Source organism: Nostoc sp. C052, from assembly GCF_013393905.1.
Lineage (GTDB): Bacteria > Cyanobacteriota > Cyanobacteriia > Cyanobacteriales > Nostocaceae > Nostoc.
Map to the genome: position 1 here is coordinate 5,197,694 of NZ_CP040272.1, position 23,732 is coordinate 5,221,425.

General features: G+C 39.6%; 19 protein-coding genes. 13 read left to right on the forward strand and 6 right to left on the reverse strand.

Features of this window, described 5'->3' with window-relative positions; genetic code table 11:
- The first annotated feature begins 174 nt into the window (after positions 1-174).
- Complete coding sequence (locus FD723_RS21470) at positions 175-465, forward strand: hypothetical protein (protein WP_179067162.1); 291 nt, start codon at positions 175-177, stop codon at positions 463-465.
- Positions 466-468: 3 nt separating this feature from the next.
- Here FD723_RS21470 and FD723_RS21475 read toward each other — a convergent pair whose 3' ends face one another.
- Entirely contained in the window at positions 469-1,104 is a 636-nt protein-coding gene (locus FD723_RS21475) for a GIY-YIG nuclease family protein (RefSeq protein ID WP_179067163.1), read from the reverse strand.
- 217 nt (positions 1,105-1,321) lie between these two features.
- Here FD723_RS21475 and FD723_RS21480 point away from each other — a divergent pair, with 217 nt between their 5' ends.
- The 5 genes from FD723_RS21480 to FD723_RS21500 all read left to right on the forward strand — a co-directional run bounded on the left by FD723_RS21480 (position 1,322) and on the right by FD723_RS21500 (position 5,386).
- The gene (locus FD723_RS21480; protein ID WP_179067164.1) at positions 1,322-2,404 is read left to right on the forward strand and encodes a glycosyl transferase; all 1,083 of its coding nucleotides are present in this window, start codon (positions 1,322-1,324) and stop codon (positions 2,402-2,404) included.
- A 189-nt stretch (positions 2,405-2,593) separates the two neighbouring features.
- Positions 2,594-3,007, forward strand: coding sequence for a secondary thiamine-phosphate synthase enzyme YjbQ (locus tag FD723_RS21485; protein WP_179067165.1), 414 nt, complete (start codon positions 2,594-2,596; stop codon positions 3,005-3,007).
- Between the two features lie 281 nt (positions 3,008-3,288).
- Entirely contained in the window at positions 3,289-4,038 is a 750-nt protein-coding gene (locus tag FD723_RS21490; protein ID WP_179067166.1) for a hypothetical protein, read from the forward strand.
- 32 nt (positions 4,039-4,070) lie between these two features.
- Positions 4,071-4,859, forward strand: coding sequence for a Nif3-like dinuclear metal center hexameric protein (locus tag FD723_RS21495; protein WP_179067167.1), 789 nt, complete (start codon positions 4,071-4,073; stop codon positions 4,857-4,859).
- A gap of 266 nt (positions 4,860-5,125) precedes the next feature.
- Positions 5,126-5,386, forward strand: a complete 261-nt coding sequence (locus tag FD723_RS21500) for a hypothetical protein (protein ID WP_179067168.1) — start codon at positions 5,126-5,128, stop codon at positions 5,384-5,386.
- Positions 5,387-5,647: 261 nt separating this feature from the next.
- Here FD723_RS21500 and FD723_RS21505 read toward each other — a convergent pair whose 3' ends face one another.
- Positions 5,648-5,860, reverse strand: a complete 213-nt coding sequence (locus tag FD723_RS21505; RefSeq protein ID WP_179067169.1) for a hypothetical protein — start codon at positions 5,858-5,860, stop codon at positions 5,648-5,650.
- 358 nt (positions 5,861-6,218) lie between these two features.
- Between FD723_RS21505 and FD723_RS21510 the strand changes: the two genes are divergently transcribed.
- Positions 6,219-6,530 (forward strand): DUF6679 family protein, encoded by a 312-nt coding sequence (locus FD723_RS21510; RefSeq protein WP_012408115.1) that lies wholly within the window; start codon positions 6,219-6,221, stop codon positions 6,528-6,530.
- Positions 6,531-6,588: 58 nt separating this feature from the next.
- Here FD723_RS21510 and FD723_RS21515 read toward each other — a convergent pair whose 3' ends face one another.
- The 3 genes from FD723_RS21515 to FD723_RS42970 form a co-directional block, all read right to left on the reverse strand.
- Complete coding sequence (locus FD723_RS21515) at positions 6,589-8,259, reverse strand: MBL fold metallo-hydrolase (protein ID WP_179067170.1); 1,671 nt, start codon at positions 8,257-8,259, stop codon at positions 6,589-6,591.
- A gap of 1,020 nt (positions 8,260-9,279) precedes the next feature.
- Complete coding sequence (locus tag FD723_RS21520; RefSeq protein WP_179067171.1) at positions 9,280-10,875, reverse strand: glycosyltransferase family 39 protein; 1,596 nt, start codon at positions 10,873-10,875, stop codon at positions 9,280-9,282.
- Positions 10,876-11,379: 504 nt separating this feature from the next.
- A complete protein-coding gene (locus FD723_RS42970; RefSeq protein ID WP_256874892.1) occupies positions 11,380-11,514 on the reverse strand; it encodes a hypothetical protein in 135 nt (44 codons plus the stop codon).
- 601 nt (positions 11,515-12,115) lie between these two features.
- Here FD723_RS42970 and FD723_RS21525 point away from each other — a divergent pair.
- From FD723_RS21525 to FD723_RS21545, 5 genes are all read left to right on the forward strand, one after another.
- The gene (locus FD723_RS21525; RefSeq protein ID WP_179067172.1) at positions 12,116-13,204 is read left to right on the forward strand and encodes a serine/threonine-protein kinase; all 1,089 of its coding nucleotides are present in this window, start codon (positions 12,116-12,118) and stop codon (positions 13,202-13,204) included.
- A 434-nt stretch (positions 13,205-13,638) separates the two neighbouring features.
- The gene (locus FD723_RS21530; RefSeq protein ID WP_179067173.1) at positions 13,639-15,675 is read left to right on the forward strand and encodes a serine/threonine-protein kinase; all 2,037 of its coding nucleotides are present in this window, start codon (positions 13,639-13,641) and stop codon (positions 15,673-15,675) included.
- 106 nt (positions 15,676-15,781) lie between these two features.
- A complete protein-coding gene (locus FD723_RS21535) occupies positions 15,782-17,353 on the forward strand; it encodes a cell wall metabolism sensor histidine kinase WalK (protein WP_179067174.1) in 1,572 nt (523 codons plus the stop codon).
- The gene (locus FD723_RS21540) at positions 17,331-17,999 is read left to right on the forward strand and encodes a response regulator transcription factor (protein WP_179067175.1); all 669 of its coding nucleotides are present in this window, start codon (positions 17,331-17,333) and stop codon (positions 17,997-17,999) included. Before FD723_RS21535 ends, FD723_RS21540 begins: the two co-directional genes overlap by 23 nt.
- 382 nt (positions 18,000-18,381) lie before the next feature.
- A complete protein-coding gene (locus tag FD723_RS21545) occupies positions 18,382-19,569 on the forward strand; it encodes a glycosyltransferase family protein (protein WP_179067176.1) in 1,188 nt (395 codons plus the stop codon).
- A 150-nt stretch (positions 19,570-19,719) separates the two neighbouring features.
- Here the strand turns inward: FD723_RS21545 and FD723_RS21550 are convergent, their stop codons facing one another.
- Positions 19,720-20,949 (reverse strand): peptidase, encoded by a 1,230-nt coding sequence (locus tag FD723_RS21550; RefSeq protein ID WP_179067177.1) that lies wholly within the window; start codon positions 20,947-20,949, stop codon positions 19,720-19,722.
- A 570-nt stretch (positions 20,950-21,519) separates the two neighbouring features.
- On the opposite strand from FD723_RS21550, the gene FD723_RS21555 reads away from it, so the two are divergent.
- The gene (locus FD723_RS21555) at positions 21,520-23,577 is read left to right on the forward strand and encodes a serine/threonine-protein kinase (protein WP_179067178.1); all 2,058 of its coding nucleotides are present in this window, start codon (positions 21,520-21,522) and stop codon (positions 23,575-23,577) included.
- Positions 23,578-23,732: the final 155 nt, after the last annotated feature.

Here is a 23,732-nt window from a genome sequence, read left to right on the forward strand (position 1 = left end):
AGTTATAAGTTACCAGGATAGGAATTTTGACTATGTTGAATGTCTAATATCCGATGACCAATAGTCAAAAAAAGCCCCTAACAGACTAGGGGTTTTTTCGGATTATAAAATACTACATTGACAAAATAGCAGTCTATGTACTATATTTTGTACTATCAAAATTAGGTGCTTTTTATGACTAAAACAGAGAATATTGCTAAACATTACATCCTTTTTATTTCTTCCTCTAAAAATCAAAGATATAAACCTTCGATAGTTGAAACCGAAAGACACAACTATCCAGGTAAACATCTATACACCTTTCACACCAAAGGCTATCCTGATTTAGAAGCTGTTAAAAATCGTAGTAATGAAGAACTTATTCGTTATCTAAATAATGAAGGTTTTGAGGATGTAGAGTTTTGCAAATTAGAAGGATGGATAGGGTTTGAACAAGCCGATGCCCCACTGAGATTTATTCAATAACTCTCAATTGTATTTTGAAATTAAATTCTTTTCAATTCTAGAATAACGCTGTGATATCGCTCCGCTACTTACACCTAATCTATCAGCGATATCACTAAAAGAGAAATATAATTTTTCTATATAGTGAAGCAAATATTGGTCGGATGGAGACAAAAAAGACACATCATAATTACATGACAAATTTTTGCTGCTTTTATTTTTTTTCATCCTCTTATTGATGGCTTCTTCAGTTAAGTCATGTTCATCAATACACATATAGCGTAAGTATTCAGATATAGGTCTTAACGAATTCCGATTTGGAATATTAATGTTTAAACGAGGTTTAAACTTATCAATAAAAAAACGCTCTAGATCATAGGCTTCACACAGATCCTTAACTTCAACCCAAGATATCATGTAAGAGTTTTTTACTTTATCCCAAGATATTATGATGTCAATGTTTTTAAGTTGTTTTATTTTTGTGTGTGATTTAATTCTTTTATATAAATTATTTGTTTGACCTACATACACTATTTCATTTTCTTGCTTAAGAAAATAAACACAACTGCATTCTGGTAAAGATTTTTTTTCAACAATACTTTTTGAAGGTAAATCAAGTGGATCAAGTTCTAACCATCTTTTAGGTACTGATATTATCATAGTTTTTTAATACTTGATTATTTAAATTTTCTCTTTGATAAAAGATGTCAGCATGCATTTTACCATTTTGGTACGATAATCTCAATATCTCAATAATATAAAAAATACTACGCCGACTAAAGTCACTCGTGCCGCTTCCCTCTCGATTCTAACAATGACTGAGTTTCCCGCATCCCATGTATTCCTATGATTTTAACTCCTAACTCCTAACTTAAAAATGGAACGCCCAATCTTATACATAGCCATAACTAACCACGGCTTTGGTCATGCTACCCGCACGGCTTCTGTAGCTGCAACCATTCAAAAATTATGTCCAGAGGTTCTGCTAATTCTGGCGAGTACTGCCCCGCGCTGGTTGTTAGAGTGCTATATAGAAGGCGATTTTATCTATCGTCCCCGTGCATTTGATTTGGGTGTGGTGCAAGCGGATAGTTTGACAATGGATAAAGTAGCGACTTTAGAAAAGTTGCTCGATATTAAGAAGCATCAAAATTCGCTGATTGCCTCAGAAGTCAATTTTATCCGCCAAAATCGCGTTAATCTCATTTTGGCAGATATTCCCTTCCTCGCTCCTGGGTTTGCCAAAGTTGCAAATATTCCCTGCTGGATGATGAGTAACTTCGGCTGGGACTTGATCTACCGTGATTGGGGAGGGGAATTTACCGCAGTTGCAGATTGGATTAGTGATTGGTATTCAAAGTGCGATCGCTTATTTCGTCTCCCTTTTCACGAACCAATGCCAGCTTTTAACAATATCACAGATGTCGGCTTAACAGGCGGTTCCCCCCGTTACCCTGTTGATGATTTACGTTCTCTTTGGGGGATAACTGCACCAGTCGAAAAAACTATTTTGTTGACCTTTGGCGGTTTGGGTTTACAGCAAATCCCTTATGATAACCTACAGCGATTTCCAGATTGGCAATTTATAGTATTCGATCAATCTGCCCCTGATTTACCTAATTTAGTGAAAATTGATGACCGCAAATACCGCCCTGTAGATTTTATGCCTCTTTGTACGCGAGTTGTCTCTAAACCTGGGTACAGTACTTTTTCTGAAGCCACAATACTAGGATTACCAATTGTCACCATACCGCGCGAAGACTTTGCCGAAGCAACTTTTATCGTAGAAGGTATAACTAATTACAACCAGCATCAAATCATCACCCCATCTGAGTTTTTTCAAGGGACTTGGAATTTTCTCCATGAGTTACCCCAGCCTCCAAGGCAATCTCAACCAATTGCAAAGGATGGTAATGAAGCGATCGCTAAAGCTGTTATCAATTATTTACAGACAAAATAAAGTTATTCAAAGCAACATGAATTAATAATGGAATCTTCAACCATAGATAAAGAAACTCTAGAACTTAGCCACCTAAGGAATATGAATTAAATTAAGATGCAAAACTTCATCTCATGATACAAGCCCCTAAATTTATTTATGGGGATCATTAATTTTGAATTTTGAATTTTGAATTCGGAGCGAAGCGACGTGACTCACTACCAAAAGTTACTAAAAATTTCCACAACTGGCAAATCTTTTTACAACATCACTGCAAAAATTGCAGCCGCAGTTGCAGAATCAGGAGTTGAAACTGGTCTTTGTACTTTATTTTTACGCCATACTTCAGCCAGCTTAGTCATCCAAGAAAATGCCGATCCTGATGTTCTTGTGGATCTAGCTAATTTTATGGCGAAACTCGTCCCAGAATCGGGCAAATACATTCACGATGCAGAAGGCCCCGATGATATGCCAGCACATATCCGTACTGCACTTACCCATACTTCTGAACATATCCCCATTAACCGTGGACATCTGGTACTAGGAACTTGGCAGGGAATTTATATTTGGGAACACCGCCAGCGCAGTCATTCCAGAGAATTGGTGATTCACATTTCTGGATAGCCGATTTCCTTAAGGTGTAATTAGATAGAGCTTAAATACTCTGGTTATACTGCCTACCTTTTGGGTATAATCTCCTCAACTCGCGGTGATATGCATTAAAGAAATTTCGCCGTGATAATTTATCATAAAAATTATTGATACAAAACTAACCAGACACATACTCAATAATTTATGTATATTTGTAAATTTAAAAGTTAAGTTTATTTATAATTATTAAATAATCTACTTATCCCGATATACACTAATATTTAGTATACGCTGCTTGGGCTATTTCATTTACTATGAAGCAAGAATTGACACCAACTCATAATTTTCAATTTATTGATGAAATACTTGCCCAGCAGTCTGTTAACTTATTGTCACTTAGCCCCGAAAAGACATTAATTACCAGTTTTGCAGAATTGGGAAATTTGATTACTGAACAAAACACTGATATTAAAATTATCATAACTCTTCAGGAAACTCTCGAAATTATAGTCCGTACTCAGTTGCAAAACTTTCCAGAAAACATCTTCTGGGACTTTGATTTTCTTGTAAGTAGTATGCTAAGACAGGCTTTAAACGCGGATGAGGGCGCTATTCCATTCTTAAAAATCTTTGGTGCAAAGATGGTTTCTTTGACGGAGATGTTCGGAAATAAAACGGAAATGCGCTTCCGTTATGTTCATGATTTTATGTATGGATTTGATTGGGCAAGGTGGGTACAAAAAGAGCCACAAAATCGCGCACATATAGAGCCTTTTAGTCTAGTTTTTTTTGATTATTTGCTTGCTAAAGGTAAAGAACTTTTACAACGTATTAGTCATGGTCAAGTAATATCTTATAAACTGTGTGAGACAGGCTACCGCAACCCCTTCACCTTTTCTCGTGAACCAGAAGATGAATACCGTCTACTAACTTGTCTTGCTGAAGAACAACTTATTCCAGTCGCAGCATGGAACTGGAATGCTAGCCCTGTGTGGAACAAACCTTTCCAAGAAATGCGCCAGCAATTAGCATTAAAATTAAATATTCAACCACAGAGACACTGATAAGCAATTAAAAATTGCTGAACAAAATAATTATGAAAATTGCTGATTTAATTACTTGGTTTGAAGTATGGGCAAATCCTGCTTGGTGTGAAAGTTGGGATAATTGTGGCTGGCAAATTGAACCAGGAGTTTTACAAGAAAAAGCACGGGTTTTAGTTTGTTTGACACCAACTTTGGCGGTAATGCAGGAAGCGATCGCAGAAAATGCTAATCTGATATTCGCCCATCATCCCTTAATTTTTAATCCTCTCAAATCTTTACGCACTGGTGAAGCGATCGCAGAAATGGTACGGTTAGCTTTTACCCACAATATTGGTATTTACACTGCTCACACGAATTTTGACCAAGTACAAGATGGGACTGCTGACGTTTTAGCTCAGATTTTAGAACTCAAAGAAGTTACTCCCATAGAACCTACACAAGGAGGATTAGGATATGGTCGTGTTGGTTTGCTAGAGCCATTTCTAACATTACAGGAATTACTCACAACTATTCAAACCCGACTTTCTCCCCCTAATTTGATTTTTTCCCCCACTGCTGATTTACAGCAAACAATTTCACGAGTTGCTGTTTTGGGTGGTTCAGGGGCTAGTTACATTTCAGCCGTCTCCAAAACTGGCGCTCAAGCTTATCTGACTTCTGACTGTAAATTTCATCAGTTTCAAGAAAGCCGCGATTGCAATCTTATTTTAATCGATGCTGGACATTACGCTACCGAACGTCCAGCTTGCGATCGCTTAGTGCAAAAATTCCAGTCCTTAAATCTAGACTGGGTGCAATTAAGTCAAAAAGATGAAGATTTCCGCCAGTTTTTTGCTTGATTGCTGATTATTAAATATTCTGCCTTAAAACTCTATCTCTTTATCGAAAATTTGGGTTTAAAACCCCGTGCTTCTAGGGTGGCTTTATGCAAATCATCTCCGTATATTAATGTACTGAGCATCCAAAACTTATACTATTCACTGTGATATGAATCACTGCTCACGTGTAACACTAATCACACAGTATTAATGTTCTATATCAATTAGCAAGCGAGAGAAATGTTCCACACTTGACATAATAAATTGTTTACTCTGCCCTAATCAAGATGATTCGCACACTCATTGAATCTGCTTTTGAAACTGGATATCTTAGTGTTGAATCTGAGGGTTTACTCCAGCAAGTGCTGTCTACCAAATGCTATCAGTCAGAGGATTTGCCTTTTCTCGCATCCCTATACAATGCAGTTCGCGCAGGTCAAATTAAACGAGAAGCGTCCTCGTCGAACGTGCTTATGGAATTTCCTCTATCGGTTGAAGGGGGCAGGAGGCAGGATGAGCAAACTCCAAAAGGATTCGACCCCGGATGATTTGGTATCTCCTAGCCTGTCTAGAACACGCTGCGCGAACAGCAAGAACTGCCTTTCTTGATAAATCTTGCTGACACTCCCACAAAAGAAGCAGAAGAGAATTAATCTTCTCAGGGTATTTACCCTCTGCCCCCAATACTTCTCGGTTAAGCATTTTTAACTCGGAATCGGGTTTGGGGAAAAGGTTAAAGGGTAAGGGTTAAAGGTTTTTTCTTTCCCTTTCCCCTTTTCCCCTTAACCGAGAAGTATTGCCTCTGCCCCTTATCTCTTTTGTCTATCTGCCTTTTTCCCGACTCCATTGCCTTTTTCTTGGTTATAATCAGGCAAAAATCTTAAAAACTCAAAACTCTTTGGGTGTTCTTGTAGAAAACCATCAAGGTCAGCAAGAGAATGAGTTAAGATCAGATACAAGTGGGTAAAAGTAAAACCAAGTCCCCGGACTTCCCAGTAATGCCAATGATTAAAAGTAGGCAAATTAAACAACCGCAATCAACGATTGTTTTGGAGTATTCTTTATTACACAATTGTAAGAATGACTCACCAAGAAATATAAACCTGGTTAGGACAGGTACCGAATTGTTTGACTTCTTCGATGAAGCAGACATTCCCTAAAATGAGCCAGAGGGGGACTTAGTTCATTGTGAGAGCAATCAATTGATTCATGATCCAACATTTCCCGATATTTTGACAACTAGAAGCAAGTCTTGGGATTGGATGATGAAGCGTACTTGTTCTGAAGAGTGAAATTAACCTCTTAAAGGTGTAATGTAATGGGGTAGAACCCAGATTTTCACAGGTTTAACTACGTTGTTTAAAAAGGCAGAAACAATACATGCTACACCGCAAGATTTATCAACTGTGTTGCGATGGGCGCGAGGTATGTGTTTTCTTGCGGGACCAGCAACGCTGGATTGAACGCGCCCGCATCATAGATATAGAGGGAGATTTAGTTACCCTACGCTATGAAACAGAAGAAGAGGATGAAGTTTGTTCTTGGGAAGAAATGGTTCGCCTTGAGAGCATTGGTGCTGTAACGCAAAAATTGGCTTCAGTACCGCGCGGGAATGTGGAACCTCTGATGACTGAAGATTGTCCCGAAGCAGAGCGCATCCACAACCGTTACACTGACTCGAATCCAGAATAAATAACCAGTACTGAGTGCTGAGTGCTGAGTTAAAAAATCCTAACTCAGTATTGAGCATTCAGGACTCAGGATTAGATAAACTTTCAAAGGCAGGACAGTAACCTTCGAGAGTTACTTTGAAGTTATACAACGGGGAAGCTGGATTCCAACACCGCTGCCCCCTTTGATGTCGGCAAGTACCACAACAGTCTACATCTGTCCATGTATAGCGATCGCTATTTTGGTTGAGCAGTTCTCGTTGAGACAATCCCCTTAATACCAGTTCTTCCCCTTGCCAACGAGCTTCGATTAAACCAGTGTCGGCAAATTGCCGCCAACGCGGATCGGCAGTAATCACATTGGGTAGGGTGATTGTGATTACTGTTCCCAACTCTGTCAGTTCGCCTTCGTAGTTAGTCTCTGGTGCTGCCGGTTGTAAAAATGTATCGCCGATGGGCAGTTCTACTAAGGTGTCAGCCGCCGGGGAATGTACGTGGTAACGGTTTTGCAATTCCTCTAAGCTAGTCAAGTCTGCCAAGTAGGCAGGAGAACCGTGGACAAAAATGACATGCTGGGGTCGTAAGTTATGAATTAGCTGCGTAGTACCAGGGCCATCACTATGTTGAGCTAAGAGATAGGTTTCAACACTAGTAGGTGCTAAATATTCTTTATTAACTTTTATATCAATTTTTTCTGGTAGGAGAATCAGCCAAGGGCCGGTGTCTAGTTGGCAATGTTCACCTAAATCAGATGTCGAGTCGGTGAGGACAATACAAGGTGACTTGCCTACATTGGAACGATGTTCTGGTTGCAAACGACGCACGCGGGGACGTACCCGTTCATCCCAAAACAAGGGTTGATGGCGAGCGAAATTCTGCACCGATGGAGGAAGGTGGGGTAGCAGTTCTAGGTAGGCATCACAACCAGTAGCGACAGCACCATCTACCCAAATATCTAAATCTCGTCCGGTGAAATGGTGATGCGATCGCAAGAGCATTAATAATTCTTGACCTAATCCTAAAGCCGGGGTGGGAAGAATTACAGAACAACGATCAGCGATCGCTCGATTAATTCGCTCGGCTAGTTGATTTTCTTGGTTGCGGCGGTGAGGATGACGGGATGTGCCATAACTACCTTCAATGATTAGCACATCCAAGTCTAAGCCCCGCAGTTCCTCTAAACGCAAACCTTCTACCAAGCGGGAGTTTGATAAGAAAAAGTCCCCTGTATACAGTAGCTTGTATGTACGCTGCTGGGTGGTGTAGGTCAGGAGAATTGCCACTGCTCCTGGTAGATGCCCTGCGGGAAATAATTCTGCTACCAAACCATCTTGGAATTCTACAGGCGATCGCAACGGCAGCGCATGACAAAATTTGGAAATTTTCTCAGGATCTTCCTCTAGCCAATTCAGCGGCAACAACTTGCTAGTCACCTCACTACCATAAATAGGTAACTTGGGAAAAGCTTTATTCAGTGCCAGTAAGCCTCTGGAGTGATCTGGGTGGGCGTGACTAATCAAAACTAAATCTGCTGGTAAGGGCGAACTAGCTCCACCTCCCGACTTAGGAAGGCCCTTAGCCAGCAATGAAATATCCTCCACACCGCAGTCCAATAGAATGCGGTGTGGACCCATCTTCACCAATAAACACACGCCCTCATTGTCATGCTGGACACTATAGGGCAAACATTCTAATTCACTACCCGCTTCCGCAGCATCTACGCGAGAGGATGCCGACAGATTATCCCTCATGCTCTCCTCCCCTCAAACCTCATCATCATGGACATATCCCAAAAGCCAAAAGTTACACAAATTTTGGTTTTGTGACTTAGGGGTAAGTTTTATCGTGCGCCCCTACACCCTGAGAATACAGATTTTTGATTGGGGAGGACGCCTCCACCAAACCCGCACTGGTTCGGAAAGGTGGGCTAACGAGAAGCTATCAAACTAGAAACCAAAGGAGTTTGCCTCTTGTTTCTTTTCCCTGTTGCAAGTTCGGAGCTATCTTAGCCAACTCACCTTCTGGGAAGTCGATCGAGCATCTACAGACTTATCTCAATGTGCGGAGCCATTGCCGTGATAGTTATCTGAATCATAGAATCCATTTTTCGTGCCAAAAAATAAGCACGAAAGCGTAAATATAACTGTTAATCCAGCTAGAATCAGCTTTACATCCATTTGCTTGCTGCCCTTTACTCAAAGACTTTCCTATATTAATTTAGTGCTTCCGCAATCAAACAGAATCACTAGAAAATCTTTACTATGCTTATATGGATTGGGCAATAGGTAAATTTACCACAATCAGTCAGATTGTAGAACCTTTCGGTTCACCTGTCCATCAAAATAGGAATGATACTCGCTTCGCTCGAATTCAAAATTCAAAATTCAATTCCACTGCTTAAGCTGCTACGGTGTATACACAAGTCCAATTACCCTCTTAAAAAGCTACGGTGTATACACAAGTCCTAAAATCCTTGCCTAGCTAAGATACAAGCCTTAGTAGGCAAGGTTTTAAACTTAGCAAGCTAATTATCAATAGTGTAAGCTTATTGATAGAGATTTAACGGAAAATCAAGGATTTTAAAAATAATTTTCCGTTCTTTTATGTCCATTCGATTCCCAACTCAACTTGTGTATACACGGTAGGTCTTATAAAGAAGGGATTAAAGGGGGTAATTGGACTTGTTTGTGTATACACCGTAGCCCAAAGCATCGGGGGGTGAATTATATGCAGCTTCACAAAGAAACGGTATTACGTCGATCTACTTAAGTCTATTTTATGCCTGAATTCTTCTCTAGTTTCCATAGGTTTTGCTTTCGACCTTTGTAGACAAGCTTCCCTTTCATTTTTTGCTCTTCCTCAAATTTATTTACCGGAAACTTGGGAGACTCCAGTAAAAACACATTGCTGAATTTATTAGGAACGATTGGGAGTTGTTTAGTTTTTATAAACTGAAAATCAACGTCTGAATTCAGCAAATAACTAAGAGACGCTACCATTGGTATAGAGTTTTCAAGGATTAATAGTGGATGAGAAGTTTGGTTGATTAGTCTGGGTACTATAACATGATCAAGAGTTCTTTTAGTCCACCAAGTTTCTAGCTGAGAACTAACAGAAAAAGATATAATTCCTCCTATTAAAAGAGCAAGGAAAGATAATTTCCATAGGTTAGTGATAAATAGCCTTCTATTTATAGAATTTATTTTTCTAGCAAATAAGTAGGCTACAGATAAATAAATACCTATGTAAGAGGGAACAAAATATCGTGCCATAATCGACCGATATCCCCCTGAAACTAAATCTGACAGCATTAGGGGTAGAGAGTTAACACTCATCAATGTCAGAATAAAAACTGAGATTTTTGGGGGAGTTTCACGGTAAATAAAATAAACCGAGTATCCAACTAAAATCAAAAGTAGAGGAATTAGATAAGTACCGAAAGATAGATTAAATTTAGAATCAGGGAAATATGTAAAGTAATACCAAAAATCCATAAAGCTATAGCTGATATTTCTCATCCATTCCTGAATAACATTTGATATTGGCATAGTTTCAAATGCCCACTTTGAAGTTTCTCGAAAACTATTAAAATTAACAATAATAGCCAAAATCCACGGAAAAAACGCTAAAATCGCCAACAATGACGCGATAATATAAGTAATGACAGTTTTAGTAAATCGGAAGCGTTCAATGACCAACACATATAATCCGTTCCCAATTGCTACTAATATACTTAGTAAGTATGTGTATAAGCCAAGAGTCATTGTTATTCCATAGAGTAACCAACTCAGCTTTGTTTTGAGTCGCAATGCTCGCAAAAATGAGGCATTTGATAAAACAATAGTCACTGCCCATAAACTATAAGGTCTTGCTTCCTGGGCATACAATACATTAAAAGGTGAAACAGCTATAATTGCCATTGCTATCCACCCTACCAGTGATGAACCAAATAATTCTAAACACAACCAATAAGTGCAAGGAAAGATTAGCAGACTTATCAGTGCAGAAATACTCCGCGTTACTGCAATAGAATTACCAAAAAGTTTTACCCAAAACCTAGCTATGAGAAAATATAGCGGTGGAAGCTGCGGTTCTTCTAATGCTAATCCTTTAATAGTATCAGTGAAATCTTTTTGATAATTGGTGCGTTGATATTTTTGGATGTCTTCTATAGTAACTATTCTGCCGTCAAAGAGTTGGCTATTGACCTCTTTTGTTGTGTAGCCTGAAAGCCTTAGTGACGTGAAAGTTTCATCTCCCCAATAAATCTTTTTATCTAAATTAATAAATCGAAAAAATATCCCCAATGTTAATATAAAAATAACTAAAGCTTTTAACCAGATTGGATTTTTTAGTAAGCTGTGCATCAAATATTTTCAAATATTTTCTACGTCAATTTTTAGATACTGCCAGGTTACAATATGAATTCAAAATTTGCGATCGCAGACATTTTTCTGAACTTATTATATTCTTATACAATAAGTAAAAAATATTACATTACTGATTAGCGATCGCGCCAACTATAGTAACATTTTAGTAATCTTTCAATGATAAGAAAATATAAGTGATAATCAGTAAATAAAGCGTAATTCTATCATTTATTTAAAACCTCGTTTCCAGTTGGAGGCTGAAAATGCTACTCTTGGCGGCTCTGCTGCTAGTAAGAGAGGGGGAGCCTCAACGACGAACGTTCCCAGTCGGAGACTGGGAACGAGGCAATCTAAAGGCTAGTTCTATACTTGCTTTCACGTTAAGTTGACAACAATGTGCTATACGCCGACACATTGCGATATATTGTTCTACTTCATCTAAATGGGAACTGCTATAGATAAAGTCAGTGAACACTAAGAAAAACTGGCAATTTCACAGTTTTAATCTTGTGAAGCAGATGGCAATGGTTCAGTGTATTGATTTTTGCCATGTAGAATTAGAGATAGCAGCTTAGGCAGTGCTAGGCAGGCAACAGTATTTAACAGCGTCAGGAATATACCATCTATCAGACTCATATATTAACCTTCTCCGTTTGAAAATTGGTGTTGACTATATTCTTAGTTTGAAGCAAAATCAGTAAAATTGCTTAAAAAAGGCATTTTAGATTTCTTTTAGAGAATATAAGCTAAATAAATATACAGCAGAATTCAGAATTTAGGAGCAAAGCAGGAGACGCTGCGCTAACAAAATTCAAAACTATTACAGCGTAAGCGTTTCATTGATTTTGAATAGGTGGTTTATTTACGCCGTGTGATACTAAAAGTACCCTGAATTAAAGGTTTGTATTACACTCTGCGGTATACTACAAGTATGCTCTAAGATTTTTATATTACTTATACCAATTCTGTATGAAGATGCACAACGCACATAATAATAACCCCCTGTAGTCTCCCCAAGGCATCGGGTGGCAAATTATATGCAGCTTCACAAATAAATGGTATTAACATAGTTTAATTTATCATTGCCGACTTACTTAGTTCTACAAAAATTTATTTTTACTTTTTAAACTTTTAATACAAGACTAGTGAGGATTTGGCAAAGACCCAGTAGTTTTACTGTTGCCAGGAAAAAATTGTCGTAGAATTAGAGACATTTCAGAGCAGATATTTTATACTAATGAATCGCTTTTCTCAGAAAATAACGAATTCTCAACTTATTTCACAGCAAACTCAGCTTGGTCAGATGTGTGGTTCTAAACGGTTATTTCGCGATCGCTACGAAATACTGCAAATTTTGGGTCGAGGTGGTTTTGGTGTCACTTTTTTAGCCAAAAATGCCGTATTACCTGGGAATCCTCTGTGTGTCATTAAACAACTTTGTCCGAAAGTAACTAGCCCCCAAAGTTGGCAAAGGGCATGTATGCGCTTTGAAAAAGAAGCAAGAACTTTGGGTCAACTCGGTAGTCATTCGCAAATTCCCATGCTATTAGACTACTTTCAGGCGAGTGGGGAGTTTTTTTTAATTCAAGAATACGTGCCGGGTTTGACTTTAGCGCGAGAAGTGCGGCAAACTGGGGCCAAAAGTGAAGCCTCAGTTAAGCAATTTCTCCAGGAATTATTACCTGTATTACAGTATCTTCATAAACATCATGTGATTCATCGGGATATTAAGCCCCAGAATTTATTGCGGTGTGAGTATGACGGTCGGGTAGTGCTGATTGATTTTGGTGCGGTGAAAGAGCAATTAGCTGATGCTTGTGAAAACTCAATGAATCACGCAAATACCAACTTTATCGGGACTAGGGGATTTGCACCACCTGAACAGTTTTCTCTGCGTCCAGTTTATGCCAGTGATATTTATGCACTGGGTATAACTTGTATTTATATGTTGACTGCAAAAAGTCCTTTAGAACTGGATTATGACCATAACACTGGTGAAATATCTTGGCAAAAACACGTAAGTATCAGTAACAGTTTCGCCCAGATTTTAGGAAAGATGGTGAAAATTACCTTAGAAGATCGATTTAAGACTGCTGATGAAGTGATCAAAGCTTTAGGTAATGATAGCTATTCACTGACTTTGGCGAACTGTTTAACTACCCAAAAATTGAATAATAAAAGTATTACACAACACGAAATTGCCAAATATGAAATTACAAAACACGAAATTACACAATACGAAAATTATGATGTATACGTGCCACCTGTAGCCAGAACTGCTAATGCTATTCGGAAATTGAGGGCAAGGCTCAAGGAAACAAGGTAGCCCAGTTAGAAGCATTTTTGATCTAAAGTATCAAATGAATAACTAATTATCTGCGATTTAAAATAGCCAAAACAAATTTAGTAATTATTTTAACTATACTTGATATTCAGTGATGATTAATTAATCAGGGTTTATCTTCAATACTTAGTTAGTTATTGCTTGTCAATATACAAGCAAATTTACTAGCTTTAATATTTCAGAAAATTATTTATATTCAAATTATTATATAATCGATAGAATAATTAATCTTATGGCTCTCGTAGTTTTCCACAGAAGAGGAAGACTGACTACTATTTACAAACGCTAACTATATAAGTAATTCCCCAAACCCCAGAACAGGGTTTTCTACCACCAGTAACCGAGAGTCAATTTTATTAAGGGAAAGTTCGGGGCAAACTTAGCCTAAGTTGTCATGCAGTCGCGCCTGTCAGATCATGATCTGCTGCTTAAATCCCGATTGCTCAAATCCCCTGAATTCCAATGGAAAGAAGTTTTGCCAAAGTTGTAGCACCCCGCTGGTGTCACTTTTAAGAAATCGCTTCCGTGTGATCCGAGTCCTTTCAGATGAGGGGGGATTTGGCAGAACCTATCTATCAGAAGATGTAGATAAACTCAATGAACGTTGTGTTATCAAGCAGTTAGCTCCAAAATTCCAAGGAACTTGGTCGCAAAAAAAGGCGATGGAGTTGTTTGCTGAAGAAGCCCAGCGTCTACAAGACCTTGGGGAACATCCCCAAATTCCAACTTTAATAGCTTACTTTGAGCAAGATGGCTGCCTATATTTAGTTCAGCAGTTTATCAATGGAGAGAATTTGTTAAAGGAGTTGCAACAGCGCAAGTCTTATAACGCTAGAGAAATTCAATCTATTTTGCTAGATTTACTGCCCATCCTGAAATTTATCCACGATCGCAAAGTTATTCATCGGGACATCAAGCCAGAAAATATTATCCGCCATAAAAGTGATGGGCGATTAAGCCTGATTGATTTTGGTTCCTCAAAGCAATTCACCGCCAAAGTTCAGCAGAAATCTGGCACATCCATTGGTTCACATGGTTATTCTCCCCTAGAACAGATTCGAGATGGTAAAGCTTTCCCTGCCAGTGACTTGTTTGGTGTGGGGGCTACCTGCTTTCATCTGCTAACAGGAAATTCGCCCTTTCAGTTGTGGATGGAATCTGGGTACGCCTGGGTGAGTAATTGGCGGGCATATTTACGGAGTCCATTAAATCCTGAGTTGGATTTTGTCATCGACAAGCTTTTGAAAAAAGATATTCATGAACGTTACCAGTCAGCCGATGAAGTCCTTAGAGACTTGACTCCAAAACAACTCCTCGCCTTACCACCAGCGGGTAAATCATCTGGGAAAATACCACCAACTAGGGCACCATCTTTACCAAAAAGTTATCCCTTACTGAGAATTCTAATCTTGGTAAGTGCTTTGATGATGTTGTTCGGCTTTGGAGAATCTTGGTATAAACATTTTCGCCAGATTCAGACCACTTTGGTTTCTAGGTTGATTCACCATAATAATTCTGGCAAAGATGAGGCGCTTTTAGGTCAACCACTAAAGATTACTTTGGATAAGGTTTCCCTAATTAACACCCTCCAAGCCCACGAAAACTCAGTTTTATCTGTCGCCATCAGCCCCGATGGCAAAACCATTGCCAGCAGTGGCGACAATAGTACAATCAAACTTTGGAATCTCGCAACTGGAAAACAAATCTCTTCACTCAACGGGCATTTTCAGCAGGTGAATGTCGTGGTAATTAGCCCAGATGGCAAAATTCTGGTTAGTGCCAGCGATGACAACACCATCAAAATCTGGAATCTGACAACACGAAAACAAATTCGCACTCTCATGGGGCATTCTGATTCAGTTCATACCCTAGCCATCAGTGCTGATAGCGAAACTCTGGTTACTGGTAGTGATGACAACACAATCAAAATTTGGAATTTAGCAACAGGAGAGCAAATTCGGACACTATCAGGGCATACATTCTGGGTGCGTTCAGTAGCCATCAGCCCCGACAGCGTGATCCTGGCTAGTGGCAGTTTTGACAAGACGATCAAAATCTGGAATTTAACAAAGGGATACCCAATTCGCACACTAGAAGGAAATTTTCAAACAGTTACAACCGTGGCTATTAGCCCCGATGGTAAAACTTTAGCTAGTGGTAGCCGCGATCGCACCATCAAACTTTGGGATCTACATACTGGTAGAGAAATTCGCACACTGGCGGGACATAGCAACACCATCACATCCGTAGCCTTCAGCGCCGATGGTAAAATTCTTGCTAGTGGTAGCCGCGATCGCACCATCAAACTGTGGAATCCAGCCACAGGAGAAGAAATTCTCACATTGACAGGGCACACCAACACCGTGACATCTGTTACCTTCAGTCCTGATGACAAAACCCTTGTCAGTGGTAGTGAAGACAATACTATTAAGATTTGGCGGTTGTCTCAGTAAGTGCTGAGTATTGAGTGCTGAGTAAACCCATAGATAAATCTAGGGAATTAAGGAGCAAGCAGGCAAGGGAGAATAATTAATAACCAATGCCCAATGCCCAATACCAATGATTAAAAGACTTAAGTTGTTTTCGTTTTCAAGTTGGCAGCAAGTATTTGGAGAAGCACGCACCCGAATTTTGCTCTGGTACTTGCTGATTTTTGCGATTACTTTTCTCATCGCCATCCCTGCATTTCGTTATAAGCTCTACCAGCGCATTGATGAGCGGGTTCATCAAAACATGGTAGAAGACATGGCGGCTTTTAATGCGTTAATTAAAGGTGAAACTTTTGCCCCAAATGATGCACTCACTGAAGACGATCCAGAAGACACAGTGATTGGGTCAGAGCAATTGAAATGGTTGCTGGCTGGCAATAAACAAATCGCTCCTCCAACTTCCAAAGAAGATTTGATCGGACTTTTCAGAGCTTATCTGTTGTATCGACTACCAAAGGATGACTCTTACTTCATCACATTTATTGATGGTAAATTTTATAAATCTAGCCCCAGAATGCGTCCCAAACTACTTGCCAAGGACTCACCACTTATGCGGCGCTGGGCAAAACAAACTAAACCAGAACAAGGAGAAAAAGAATTTTCCAGCCCGGATCTTAGTAAGATCCTTTACATGGTGGAACCGATTAAAATTAATGGACAAACCCAGGGTGTCTTCGTTATTGCCCATAATACAGATGATGATCGGTCAGAGACACTGGAAGCAGTCTCGGTAATTATTGAGGTTTCTAGTTTAGTATTTGTAGTGTCGTTCATTTTGGCGTGGTTGGCGGCGGGACGGGTGCTGGCTCCTCTACGGACAATTACTACCACTGCCCATGCAATTAGTGAGTCAGATTTAACCCAGCGTTTACCGGCGCGAGGTAAAGGGGAACTGGCAGAACTAGCAATGACATTCAACGAAATGATGGACAGACTAGAGGCAGCTTTTGCTACCCAGCGAGAATTTGTCAACGATGCTGGGCATGAACTGCGAACTCCCATCACCATCATTCGCGGACATCTAGAACTAATGGGAGATGACCCCCAAGAGCAACAGGAAACCCTGACACTGGTTATCGGAGAACTAGACCGGATGAGTCGTCTGGTCGATGATATGATTTTGCTAGCAAAGGCAGAACGCTTAGATTTTTTGCAGTTGGCGACGGTGAATGTAGCAGACTTAACCCAAGAATTATTTGTTAAAGCCCAGGCACTAGCAGACCGAGATTGGCAAATAGATGCGGTGGCAAAGGGTCAGATTATAGTTGATCGCCAGAGAATTACTGAGGCTGTGATGAATCTAGCGCAGAATGCAACTCAGCATACTAGAAAGAGTGATACTATCTCCATAGGTTCTGCGATCGCCAAAGGAAAGGTGCGTTTCTGGGTACGAGATACAGGCGAAGGCATTCTCCTTACCGATCAAAAACGGATTTTTGAACGTTTTGCTCGAATTTCTAACAGTCGTCGTCGTTCCGAGGGGGCGGGATTGGGGCTGTCAATTGTCCGAGCGATCGCAGATGGCCACGGCGGACAAGTATTACTTCGGAGTCAACTAGGAAAAGGTTCGATGTTTACCATCGTTTTACCCCTCGATCCCCCGCAGGAAATGAGTGCTTATGCCCAACATTCTCATCGCTGAAGATGAACCCCGCATTGCCTCATTTATTGAGAAAGGATTGCGATCGCAGGGTTTTACCACAACAACTATTGCCGATGGGCTGTATGTGCTAGACATAGCACAGAATGGAAGCTTTGACTTACTAATTTTGGATTTGGGCTTGCCTGGAAAAGATGGCTTTCAGGTACTCGAAGAACTGCGGGGACAAGGAGAAAATTTACCTGTAATTATTCTTTCGGCTCGGAGTGACATTCACGATAAAGTCGCTGGATTAGAAGGGGGTGCAGATGATTATGTCACCAAACCCTTCCGATTTGAAGAACTTCTGGCGCGGGTAAAGTTGCGTTTGCGGAGTGCTAGACCTTTGAGAGATGCCCAAGAATTTCTCCTCCAAGCCGGGAATGTGGTGCTTGATTTGCGAACTCGACGGGTAAAAGTAGGCGATCGCTTTGTAGAATTACCTGCTCGTGAATTTACCATGACAGAAATGTTTTGCCGTTATCCCGGACAAGTTATAAGTCGAGAACAACTGCTAGATTACGTTTGGGGCTACGACTATAATCCAGGTTCTAATATTGTCGATGTATATGTCGGTTATCTCCGCAAAAAACTAGGCAGTAACATCATTGAAACCGTTAGAGGGATGGGTTATCGCTTGCGAACCTAATACGCAGATCATCTGACTTCACTGTGACTCCTTATTTATTTTTTACAAAAATAATTATGAGAATTTTCTCATAGAAGTTTCATAAAAGACTCATGGAAGCTTGGGAAGCTACTTAAGTTAGTACGGCATCCATTCACCGAATAACTTAGGAACGTGGATTAAATAAGATGCAAAACTTCATTCTGTCTCTAGCTTCCCTCTGCAATATATCGGAGAAGGATTGAGGGTGAGGTAAACCAGGGACATAAATTTGTATGTTATTTAATTTTATTTGTGATAGACAAAAAGTCTTATGGTATCCGTTTTGATAATCCAAAATCTTTTAACTGAACACTTATGACCAATTCAAAATCAAAAATTCTTTGAAAGAGGTTAAGTTATCATGAAACGTATTATGTTCTACTGCCAACATATTTTAGGTATGGGGCATCTGGTTCGCAGCCGGGAAATTATACGCGGTTTAACCAAAGACTTCCAAATTTGTTTTATTAATGGTGGTGAAATAATTCAAGGATTTGAAATTCCTACTGGTGTCGAAGTCATCAATCTGCCTGCAATTAAAACTGACGCAGAATTTGCCGAACAGCAAGTAGTAGATGATGCTTTTAGCCTTAACGAAGTCAAGGAAATCAGAAAAAATCGACTTCTAGAAATATTTGATCAATTCCAGCCTGATATCTTAATAGTTGAATTATTCCCCTTTGGAAGAAGACGCTTCTCTTTTGAATTAATTCCCTTGTTAGAAAGAGCAAAATCAAATAGAAGCTCCACTAAAGTCGTTTCTAGTTTGCGAGATATTGTCGTTGCTAAACCAGACAAGCAGACAAAACACGAAGAAAAAGTATGTCACTTAATCAACAAATATTTTGATATGTTGTTGGTTCACGGCGACCAAAAATTAGTTCCATTAGAAGAAACCTTTTCTAGAGTCAATGACCTCAAATGTCAGTTATATTATACCGGATATGTCGTGCAAGAACCGCCGAAAAACCCTGTTTTTACTGATGAAGATCGAAAAATTATTAAATCAGACAAACCCCTGATTTTAGTTAGCGTAGGAGGTGGGAGATTTGGTCATGAATTGCTTGAATGTGTAGTGAACACAGCCCCTTTCTTAGAGAAAGGACTGCCGCACAACATTCAGGTTTTTACGGGGCCATTCATCCCAGATTCAAAATTTAATGAACTGCAAGCAATGGCAAAATATAGTAAAAATATTCATATTCGACGCTATACTCCTTACTTGCTAAATTACATGAAAAAAGCAGACCTCTCGATAAACATGCCTGGCTATAACACCACAATGAATGTTCTAACCACAGGTGTGCGAGCCATGATTCTTCCCTTTACAGGCAACCAAGATCGAGAACAAAGCATTAGAGCCGAAAAATTAAGCAATTTAGGAATCGTCAAATTGATAAATCATAATCATTTGCAACCTGATTACTTGGCTATTAATATTATTAATTACCTCAAAAAACAACCAAAGAAAATTAGCTTTGATTCTGGAGGCGTTGAAAAAACTGCAACTATCTTAAAAGCCTTAGTAGTCAAACAGAAAGCTGCATAATACAGCCTTGAATCTAGTTTCCTCCCCTTTATAAGGGGAGGGTTAGGGTGCGGTAAAACCTTGGTTAATCACCTATTTAAGACTTGTGTGTACACCGTAGCTGATGTCTTTGGGAGTCTTAATTATGTGCATCTTCATGCATAATTGGTATTAGAAAATAGTCAATCTGTATCTACCGTGTTCCTGTGGATTTTTGGAAGTAACAACTATATAATAAGTGTCATCTTCAGGCAGCCTAGCTCGGTCAATTAAAGCACTATACACACCATTTTTATCTTTGTCTTTATCAATAGCGATCGCCTGTCCTTGAGAATTTAGCAAAGCTACATAAGGCGAAAACTCTTCATCAACACTATCTACACGAATACTTACAAGCTGATTTTTTTTGCCTTGAAAATTAGAAACATTGTAAGCACCGCCATTTTGTTTCAGGGTTGAGCTTTTGGCAGTTAATTGACCTGATTCATCTAAAGTATAGCTAGCTCTGTCATTCCTCAAAGCCAAACTATAGCGACCTATCTCTCCAGGATCTTGGCTAGTAACTGCAATCTTGTAAATGCCATTCTTCGGCAGCCGTGCAAAAATAAATGCATCATCGCCACCACTGCTCTTATCCAAAGTGCCTTTTTTGACGACGATATTATTATCAGGATCGTGCAGAAACAACAAGGGTTTTAAACTCAAGTTATTGGATCTGCGTGTATCATTACTGCCAACAAGCCTAATTTGGATTAATTGATTTTCTCTCCCTTCAAACTCGTAGAAATGAAAATATCTACCTTCAGATTTAAAGTCACCTTTACTCAGAATGCCCAATGCAACATCTACAAAGTTAATCTCTTTATAAGTAAGTGTTGCAGAAGAAAGTGCTGAATTATCGAGATTTTGGTTCCCTGTAGCTACATTAGAACTTGGCTTGCGAACTCTTCCAGAGCTACCATTAGAACGATTTGCGTTTGAGTTAGCAGTTCTACCTCCAGACGATCTAGATGTACCACCATTGGAACGATTAGAGTTTGAGTTAGAAGTCCTGCGTCCAGACGATCTAGGAGTAGAGCTATCATTTGAAACGCTAGAAGTTGGCTGAGAATCTTCTGTGTTAGATGATATACGAGGAGTTTGCTGTATTGGTGAATCAACAGATATCTTCCGTCTTGGAGAGATTGATGCTTGAGAAGGAGGAATTTGCTCAATTCCTTTTTTTACTGCTTCTGGTTGTCTCTCATCGGGTGATTTGGCAATTATAAAGCCTTGAGAATTTTGAGGTTTTCCTAAAGCATTTATAGGCAGCACATTACTTGTAATTAACAAACTACTACTTACGCAACAAATTAAAAGCTGACTTAATTTGCGGTGATAGTTTTTGGTTTCTACTAGCATAATTAAACTCCTAGTTTTGCTGATAATTTTGTCTTTCAGAAATAGGATAATCTTTATTTATCATTTGCTGCTTTTACCGCAGCAAATAAATCTGAATTATTCTTATTTAAACGGAAAGGTAAATTTAGCGCATACACTTAGAAGCTTGCCAAAGTAATTTCCTGTAATCTAACTAAATTCATATATCCTACATCCCTCAAATATTTGTCATCATTAGATTAGAAAAATTATATTCTTAATTTATATTACTAGAATAAAATCTAATCTCGTAAGTATATACTGAACTACAAACTTAAAATGCTGCTTTTCGGATTATTGCCCATATCTTTTTTTGTAAGACTGACTGAATGGCAAACTGTAGATGTAAGACCCAAGCAGAGATTACGCCGATTGATTCGTCAAAAGGCATCGCTCAAGCAAAGATTCTTCCAAGTTATCTAAATTCTTCAATACCTGATGAGGTAAGGAAATTGGGGATTTGTATGGTATCTCAGTGATATTTACTAACAAGAGAGATTATACTGCATGACTTAAGATGAATATATACCCCAATTGAAATGGATTCCCAGTATGCTCTGTTGTGTGAATCCCGATTGCCAAAACCCCCGAAATTCTGATAAAAACAACTATTGCCACAGTTGTAGAGCGGAATTGATACCCCTACTAGGAGGTCGCTATTGTCCCATTCAGGTATTGTCAGATGAGGGCGGATTTGGTAGAACCTATCTGGCAGAAGATGTACACAAACTTAATGAATGCTGTGTTGTGAAGCAATTCGCACCAAAACTTCAGGGAACTGGGCCACTAACAAAGGCTACTCAGCTATTTAAACAAGAAGCAAGCCGACTACAAGAACTCGCAGAACATCCGCAAATTCCAACTTTATTGGCTTATTTTGAGCAAAATCATTATCTGTTTTTGGTACAGCAGTTTATTGATGGGCAAAATTTGCTTAAGGAATGGGAGACGCGGGGAAACTATAGCGAAATAGAGATTCGCGAATTTTTGCTAGATTTATTACCTGTGCTGAAGTTTATCCATGTGCGGGGAGTGATTCACCGGGATATCAAACCACAGAATATTATTCGCCGTCGAAGTGATGGGCGATTAGTGCTAATTGATTTTGGAGCCTCTAAGCAACTGACGGCAACAGTGCAGACTAAAATGGGCACTGTTATTGGCTCACATGGTTACACTGCACTGGAACAGATGCAAGATGGAAAAGCTTACCCAGCCAGTGATTTATTCAGTTTGGGGGCGACTTGTTTTCATTTACTCACCGGGGTTCGCCCATCTCAATTGTGGATAAAGCAAGGTTATGGTTGGGTTTCGTCTTGGCGACAATATTTAACCAGTCCAGGTAAGGATGGGATTTCTGTGTCTATAGAGTTGGGTGAAGTTTTGGATAAGCTGTTGCAACAAGACATCCAAAAGCGTTACCAATCGGCTGATGAAGTCATCACTGACTTAACAACTCGGCTACCACTATCGTCATCAGTACCCCCGACTATAATTACACCAACATTTACAGCTACCCGAGTCAATAAGGAGCCAGTTTCATCAAAATTAAATAAGAATCTGAAAAGTCAACTGCTGTTAGGTTCTAGCATTTTGATATTAGGGTTAGGGGGAGTTTGGTATTTCCAAACTCGTCCCCATACAATGAGCGAATTTTCTCCGTCGATTTCTTCGCCGATTCCTTCCCCAAAAAGCGTCTCGGAAACTTCTTTTCTACCCAAATCTCTCAAGGGGCATTCCAGCGATGTGAATTCCGTAGCTTTCAGTCCTGATGGCACAACCCTTGGCAGTGCTAGTGATGATAAGACAATCAAGCTTTGGAATATAGCAAGTGGAGAAGCAATCCGCACTCTAGAAGGACATGCCAATTGGATTTGGACTGTCGCCTTTAGTCCTGATAGCAAGACTCTTGCCAGTGGTAGTGCAGACAAAACAATCAAGCTGTGGAATGTGGAGACAGGAAAGTTAATCCGCACCTTACAGGGACATAGCGACGGAATTACTTCGGTAGCTTTCAGCCCTGATGGCAAAATTCTTGCTAGTGGCAGCGCTAGTAAGGATATGAAAATCAAGCTGTGGAATGTGGAGACAGGAAAGTTAATCCGCACCTTGGAGGGACATACCAATGGGGTTCAATCTGTCGCCTTCAGTCCTGATGGTAAAACCCTTGCTAGCGGTAGTTGGGATAAGACAATTAAATTGTGGAATCTGGAGACAGGAAAGTTAATCCGCACTTTGGGGGGAAATGCAGAGTCGATTCTTTCAGTCGCTTTTGCTCCTGATGGTATCACCCTTGCCAGTGGCAGTAGTGACAAGACAATTAAATTGTGGAATCTGAAAACAGGAAAGTTAATTCATACCTTAAAGGGACATAAGGATAAGGTTAATTCTGTCGCCTTTTTGCCAAGTGCAAATCTAAATGGTGTTACCCTTGTCAGTGGGAGTAGTGATAAAACAATCAAACTTTGGAATCCAGTTATAGGAAAAGAAATCCGCACTTTAGAGACGGGTTCTGGATATATTTATGCTGTTGCCATCAGCCCAGATGGACAAACTATTGCCGGTGGTGGGAGTGGTGAGAACATTCTCAAGATTTGGGAGATGAATTAAATGTAGCCATAAGTAGGTCGGCGTAAAGAATTATCGTTGGGATAACGCAGGGGGAAAAGAGTTTGAGCCTTGTTTACTTTTCTTTACACAGTTTGGTTTTATCGTGCCGACTTACATAGAAACGGTGAATTAATAGCAGTTAACATCTGAGGTCT